This is a genomic window from Pseudomonas sp. SDO5532_S415, assembly GCF_054071155.1.
In genome coordinates, this window is sequence record NZ_JBSVWS010000239.1 from 1 (window position 1) to 6,846 (window position 6,846).

The 6,846-nt window shown below is 62.2% G+C and carries 3 protein-coding genes and 1 pseudogene; all 4 read left to right on the plus strand.

Annotated features, from left to right (window positions below; translation table 11 throughout):
* Positions 1-305 precede the first annotated feature (305 nt).
* The 4 genes and pseudogenes from ACW9HW_RS28025 to ACW9HW_RS28040 all read left to right on the plus strand — a co-directional run bounded on the left by ACW9HW_RS28025 (position 306) and on the right by ACW9HW_RS28040 (position 6,750).
* A complete protein-coding gene (locus tag ACW9HW_RS28025; protein WP_457402562.1) occupies positions 306-4,397 on the plus strand; it encodes a molybdopterin-dependent oxidoreductase in 4,092 nt (1,363 codons plus the stop codon).
* 338 nt (positions 4,398-4,735) lie between these two features.
* Positions 4,736-5,071: pseudogene (locus ACW9HW_RS28030) on the plus strand (hypothetical protein); the annotation flags it as partial.
* A 19-nt stretch (positions 5,072-5,090) separates the two neighbouring features.
* Positions 5,091-5,735, plus strand: coding sequence for a helix-turn-helix transcriptional regulator (locus ACW9HW_RS28035; RefSeq protein WP_457402564.1), 645 nt, complete (start codon positions 5,091-5,093; stop codon positions 5,733-5,735).
* Positions 5,736-5,889: 154 nt separating this feature from the next.
* Positions 5,890-6,750: a CAP domain-containing protein gene (locus tag ACW9HW_RS28040; protein ID WP_457402566.1), complete on the plus strand. Its 861-nt coding sequence runs from the start codon at positions 5,890-5,892 to the stop codon at positions 6,748-6,750.
* The last annotated feature ends 96 nt before the right edge of the window (positions 6,751-6,846 follow it).

The following is a 6,846-nucleotide window of genomic DNA, read 5'->3' on the forward strand; positions in this document are numbered from 1 at the left end:
ATACGCCGCCTTCGCGAGCAGGCTCGCTCCCACAGGGATTACAGGCTCGCCATCCGCTGGTGCATCGAGCCTGAACATCGCAATAAAAAAGTGCATCCAACGGTTGTTCCATCACTGCTGACAGCCTCGAAAGCCTTTACAACGTGGCCTTGAGGGTTCTGGCCCGCCCTTTGCAACCACCCACTACGCAGTCAACGCAGATTGCACCTATACGACAAAGGCGCCGTGTAGCCCCCGTTCCGACGGAGGGCCGCATGGCGCCTTTTGCGTTTCTGAATTGATCAGGTGTTGGCAGGGTTTCGAGGATGGCAGACAAAACCGTACGCAGCGTATGTCCCTTCTGTGGTGTGGGTTGCGGCATCGTCATGCAGGTCGAAGGCAATCGGGTGGTCAAGGTCGCAGGCGACAAGACCCATCCGACCAACTTTGGTCGACTCTGCACCAAGGGTACGACCTGCGGGCAGGCGATTGCCGAGTCGGGCCGAATGGAAAACGCCTACCTGCGCCAGGCGCGCAATCAGGAACCGGCGCGGGTCGCCATGGATCAGGCGATCAGTGAAACGGCCAGCAGGCTGCGTGGCATTCTGGATAGCCATGGGCCAGACGCGTTGGCGTTCTATGTCTCGGGCCAGATGTCGCTGGAAGCCCAATACCTGATCAACAAACTGGCCAAGGGCTTTGTCCGTACCAACAACATCGAATCCAACTCGCGCCTGTGCATGGCCAGCGCGGGGAGCGGCTACAAGCTCTCGCTCGGCTCCGACGGGCCGCCCGGCTCGTACGAAGACTTTGACAAGGCGAATCTGTTCTTTGTGATCGGCGCCAACATGGCCGACTGTCACCCGATTCTGTTCCTGCGCATGATGGACCGGGTCAAGGCCGGGGCCAAACTGATCGTGGTCGATCCGCGGCGTAGCGCCACGGCGGACAAGGCCGGCCTGTTTCTGCAAATCCGCCCCGGCACTGACCTGGCCTTGCTCAATGGCTTGCTGCATCTGCTGGTAAAAAACGGCTACACCGACCCGGACTTCATCGCCACGTTCACCGAAGGCTGGGAAGTCATGCCGCAATTCCTCGACGACTACCCGCCGGACAAGGTCGCAGCGATCACCGGCCTGGCCGAAGCGGACATCCGTCAAGCGGCCGAGTGGATCGGTCAGGCAGCCGAGTGGATGAGCTGCTGGACCATGGGCCTGAACCAAAGCACCCACGGCACCTGGAACACCAATGCCCTGTGCAACCTGCACCTGGCCACCGGCGCGATCTGCCGGCCCGGCAGCGGGCCGTTTTCCCTGACCGGCCAACCCAATGCCATGGGTGGTCGGGAAATGGGCTACATGGGGCCAGGCCTGCCCGGCCAGCGTTCGGTGCTGGTCGAGGCGGACCGGGCGTTCATCGAGGATTTGTGGAGCATTCCCCGCGACAGCCTGCCCCGCAACGTCGGTGGTGGCACCGTGGACATGTTCGAGCAAATGGCTGAGGGCCGGATCAAGGCCTGCTGGATCATCTGCACCAACCCGGTGGCATCGGTGCCCAACCGCCGCACAGTGATTGAAGGCCTGCAAGCCGCCGAACTGGTCATCACCCAGGACGCCTACCTCGACACCGAGACCAACCGTTACGCCGACATCCTCCTGCCCGGCGCGCTCTGGGCCGAGGCCGAAGGGGTGATGATCAACTCCGAACGCAACCTGACGCTGATGCAGCAAGCCGTGGAGCCGCCCGGCGAAGCATTGGCCGACTGGCAGATCATCGCTCGGGTAGCATGCGCAATGGGCTTCGCCGAGGCGTTTACCTACACCTCGGCCGCCGAGGTGTTTGAAGAGATCAAACGCGCCTGGAACCCCAAGACCGGCTATGACATTCGCGGGGCCAGTCATGCGCGTCTTCGGGAAAAACCGCTGCAATGGCCCTGCGCGGAAAACGACAGCGAGGACCGCCATCCGATTCGCTATCTCAACAATGGCGTGAGCCAACAGCTCAAGGTCGAAGCCGATGGCAGCCGGCCGGCCATTGTCTTCGCCACCGAACGCGGCAAAGGGATCTTCCTGGCCCGTCCACACATGCCGCCGGCAGAAATGCCCGATGAACACTTTCCCTTTGTCCTCAACACCGGACGCTTGCAGCACCAGTGGCACACCCTGACCAAGACCGGCAAGGTCGCGACCCTGAACAAGCTCAATCCCGGCCCCTTCGTCGAGATCCATCCGCTAGATGCCGCCATCTTCGGCATTCGCGACAAGGATCATGTCGAAGTGCGCTCCGTGCGTGGCCGCGCCGTACTGCCGGCGGTGGTGACCGACCGGGTGCGTCAGGGCAATTGTTTTGCGCCGTTTCACTGGAACGATGTGTTCGGTGAAAACCTGGCGGTCAATGCCGTCACCCATGATGCGGTCGACCCGATTTCGCTGCAGCCCGGATTCAAATTCTGCGCAGTCGCCCTGCAACGGGTCGAACTGATCGAGCACCAGTTCCTCGAAGTGCCTGCGCCTGCCGACGAACGTCTCCCCGTTTGCCCCTTGCCAGAGGAACTCGCCATGTCGAGCATCGAGGCATTTGCCGATATCGCCGGCGTCAGTCGCCTGCCCTCACCGAAGCTCAATGAACATGAACGCCTTTACCTGGCCGGATTCGTCAGTGGCCTGCAATCGACGGAGAGCCGCCAGGCCGGTGGCGTACCTGTCCTGCCAGCCAACGCCCCCCTGGCCACCGACACCCGGTTATGGCTGGACGGATTGCTGGGTGGTTTGTTCAGCCGGGCCGAACCCGTTCCAGTACTCAGCGACCGCAGCGGATCATTGGCGAGCACACCTGCCGTGACGCTGCTATGGGCTTCGCAAACGGGCAATGCCGAAGCCTTGGCCGAGCGCTTCGCCAGCCGTTTGCGCGACGCTGGCATCGCCGTCGAGCTGAGCGCGATGGCCGACTTTCCCGCCAGCAAACTGGCCAACACGCACACCCTGGCCGTGATCAGCAGCACCTTCGGCGACGGCGATCCGCCGGACAATGGCGAAGGTTTCTGGCACAGTTTGAGCCGTGCCGAGACACGTCTGGAGTCCCTGCGCTTCGCGGTACTGGCCTTGGGTGATCCCAACTATGACCAGTTCTGTCAGCACGGTAAAAAACTCGATCAGCGTCTCCAGGAACTGGGCGCTACTCGACTGCTGGAACGGGTCGATTGCGACACCGAGTTCGAGGCCCACGCGGATCAGTGGCTGGCCGACCTTCTGAAAACCCTGCAACCGGTAACGATCAATCCAGCACCGGCAGCGGTCGCCCACTCTGTCACCGCACCGTGCAAGGCCAAACCCTATGCCTCACGCTTGCTGAGTAACCTGCACCTGAACCAGCAAAGCGCCAACAAGGAAACCCGCATGTTTTCCCTGGCGCTGGCCGATTCCGGACTGCACTACGAAGCGGGCGACGCCTTGGGCGTCTTGCCGCGCAACTGCCCGGAACTGGTCGGCGAGATGCTGGAACTGACGCGGCTGGGCGCCGACACCACCGTTCACGTCGACAAGGTCGGTGAACTGCCGTTGCATCAGGCACTGACCGAACACTTCGAAATCGCCCGGCCCAACAGCGATACCCTGGCGTTCATCGCCGAGCGCAGTCGCAATCCGGCGTTGAAACAACTGCTAGGCAGCGAGCGCAAGGCTGAATTGAAAGACTGGCTGTGGGGTCGGCAACTGGCGGATGTGTTGCAGGCGTTTCCGGTCGACTGCTCCGCCAGTGAGTTGCTGGGCACGCTCAAGCGTCTGCAACCGCGACTGTATTCCATCTCCTCCAGCCCCAAGGCGCACCCGCAGGAAGTCCATCTCACAGTGGCCGCCGTGCGTTACGGCAAGCGCAAAGGCGTGTCCTCGACCTTTCTTGCCGATCGCGCCGCAGACAGCACCGTCCCTGTCTTCGTCCAGCCGTCGAAACACTTCCGCGCCCCCGCCGATGGCGACGTGCCCATGATCATGATCGGCCCCGGCACCGGCGTCGCACCGTTTCGCGCCTTCCTGCAAGAACGTCGCGCCCGGGGCGACCAGGGCAAGAACTGGCTGTTTTTCGGCGAGCAGCACGCCGCCAGCGACTTTTACTACCGTGATGAACTGCAAGGCATGCAGCGCGATGGCCTGCTGACTGAACTCAGCCTGGCTTTTTCCCGTGACCAGGCACAGAAGATCTACGTGCAGGACCGCATCCGCGAACAGGGTGCCGAACTGTGGCGCTGGCTGCAGGAAGGCGCGCAGCTGTACATCTGCGGGGACGCCAGTTGCATGGCCAGGGATGTCGACCAGGCCTTGCGCCGGATCGCCCAGGACCATGGCGGATTGTGCACCGAAGGCGCCGCGGATTACTGGCGCCAGTTGAGTGAACAGAAGCGTTATCTGCGGGATGTTTATTGACTACTGTAGGAGCGAAGCTTGCTCGCGAAAAACGTCAGGACAACGCGTTCATTCAAACAGCCCGCGTTATCGTTGACGTCCATCGCGAGCAAGCTCGCTCCTACAGCCGCCGACCTCATGCGTGAATGCCCCCTCCTGTGGGAGCGTGGCTTGCCCGCGATGAGGCCGCCGATTCAGCAAAGATCCCGACCGTTGATCCGGGATTTTGCCTTCGCCCAATAAAAACATATTTATATGCTTAAATTGATATTGTCGAACGTTCCCACTACAAGAGGGTGCCGTCATGAATATCAAGATCCTGGCTTTGATCCTGCTGGCCTTCTGCGCACAACCGGTCTGAGTTGCTTGCAGGCCATTGGGGCGCGGTGAAACACTACAGCGACGCGACGGTGGCCAAGGACGCCAAGGGCAAGCAAGCCGCCGTTACGGAGTTGACCAGCAATGCCAAGGCGATTGCGGCTTTTCTGGCCGGTGCCAACCCCAACCTGCCCGAAGCCACGTTGGTGAACTTGCTGTCGGCACACGGCGGCCACCACATTGCGCAGATCGATGAGTTCGCCGCCCACGACTACCCAGGCGAAGCGAAGACCTGGCAGATGATGCGCACGCACATCCTGACGCTGTCGGACGCGTTGACCGCGGCACTGGTCAAGCAATTCCCGGACAAGTTCTGACACCGCGCGAGGGCACACCATGCTGGAAGGACTGGGCCGCACACAGCAGGACTTGCTCAATGCGTTGCTGCACCAAGCGGGCGGCATGAGCATTGACGAGTTGGCCGAGCATCTGGCGGTCACGCGCACGGCGATTCGCCAACACCTGGCGGCGCTGGAGCGTGACGGCCTGGTGCTGCGCGGCGAAACCCGTCCGACGGGGCGGCGGCCGGAGCAGCTGTATCGGCTCACCGACCATGCCAGGGAGCAATTCCCACGCCAGTATCAGTTGCTGGCCAGCGCGCTGATCGATGAAGTAGCGGAGATCATCGGCCCCGAGGCCCTGGCGACGCTGATGCGCAGCCTGGGTCGCAAACTGGCCCAGGACCGCGAACAGCAGGTCGTCGATGAAGTGAAGATTGTGGAACACATGAATCAGGCGGGGTATGAAGCCGAAGTGTTCTTTCGCTCATCCGGTGACGCGCAAATCGTCGCACACAACTGCGTGTTCCATCGCCTGGCCGCGGCCCATCCAGTGGTCTGCGAACTGGATCTGGCCCTGATCGGTACGTTGGGCGGCGGTGAGGTCGAGCACACCGAATGCATGGTCCGTGGCGGGCATGTCTGCCGTTTCAAACTGCAGCCGGTCAAGTCTGTGCCGGAGGTTGAACCCCATTCCCGCTGACAGGAAAAATTCCCTCCTGTGCTACGTCCGTCGGACATAAGAGCGCCCCTGAAAATATCCCCTCCTGCGCCTTGAACTTGTTTCGGGGCGCCAGTCTAAACCGGCGATTGATCCTCCTCCCAACCGTCGTCATCTCATCAGAGCTGTCCGTCCCATGCGCCAAACCGCCCTCGCCTTGCGCTTCACTTCGCTGTGCCTGTTAAACGCTCTTCCCTTCATCGCCAGCCCCGCCCACGCCAGTGCGGAGCGAGATCTGGTGGAAGCGATCAACGACTACCGTGCCCACCCCCGGGGCTGCGAACGCCGCCCCGCCCAACGCTTGTCGCCGCTGGCGCAGAAATCCAGCCTGGCGTTACCGATGGGTTATGGCGGCGGCTTGCGGGAAAGATTGAAGGATTCCGGGTATCAGGCGGTGTCGGTGCGCAGCATCCGGGTGGTGGGTGCGCGAGATGCCGAAGAGGCTTTCGACCTGATGCAGAGTGACCACTGCTCCGCCTTGCTCGACAGCCAATACACGGATGTCGGGGTCAGCCGCAGCCGCGGTGAATGGCAAGTGGTGCTGGCGCGGCCGGTGCTGGACAGCCAGGTGGGCGATACGCGCAGCGTCGGCAAAACCTTGCTGGCACAGGTCAACGCCGCCCGTGCCAAACCGCGTCTGTGTGGTCGCCAGCGTTTCGCCGCCGCCCGGCCATTGGCCTGGAACGCCAGCCTCGGCGCGGCGGCCCAGGGGCATAGCAAAGCGATGGCCTACGGCAATTACTTTTCCCACCGCGATCCTGATGGTGACACCGCCACTGACCGGGCGCGGGCCGCCGGCTTTCGTGGTCGACAGATCGGGGAAAATATCGCGGCGGGTCAAGGCTCACCGAGCAAGGCGATGGCCGGTTGGCTGGCCAGCCCGGGCCATTGCGCCAATTTGATGAATCCGATGTTTACCCAGGTGGGTGCAGGCGTCGCAACGCAAGCGCGCAGTGATCAGGGGGTTTACTGGACGATGATGTTTGGGGCGCCTTGACGGAGGTAGCTTGATTTTGTGTTGACTGTAATGCCGTCTTCGCGAGCAGGCTCGCTCCCACAATGGATCAATGCGCACACAGATGTTGTGGCCGCA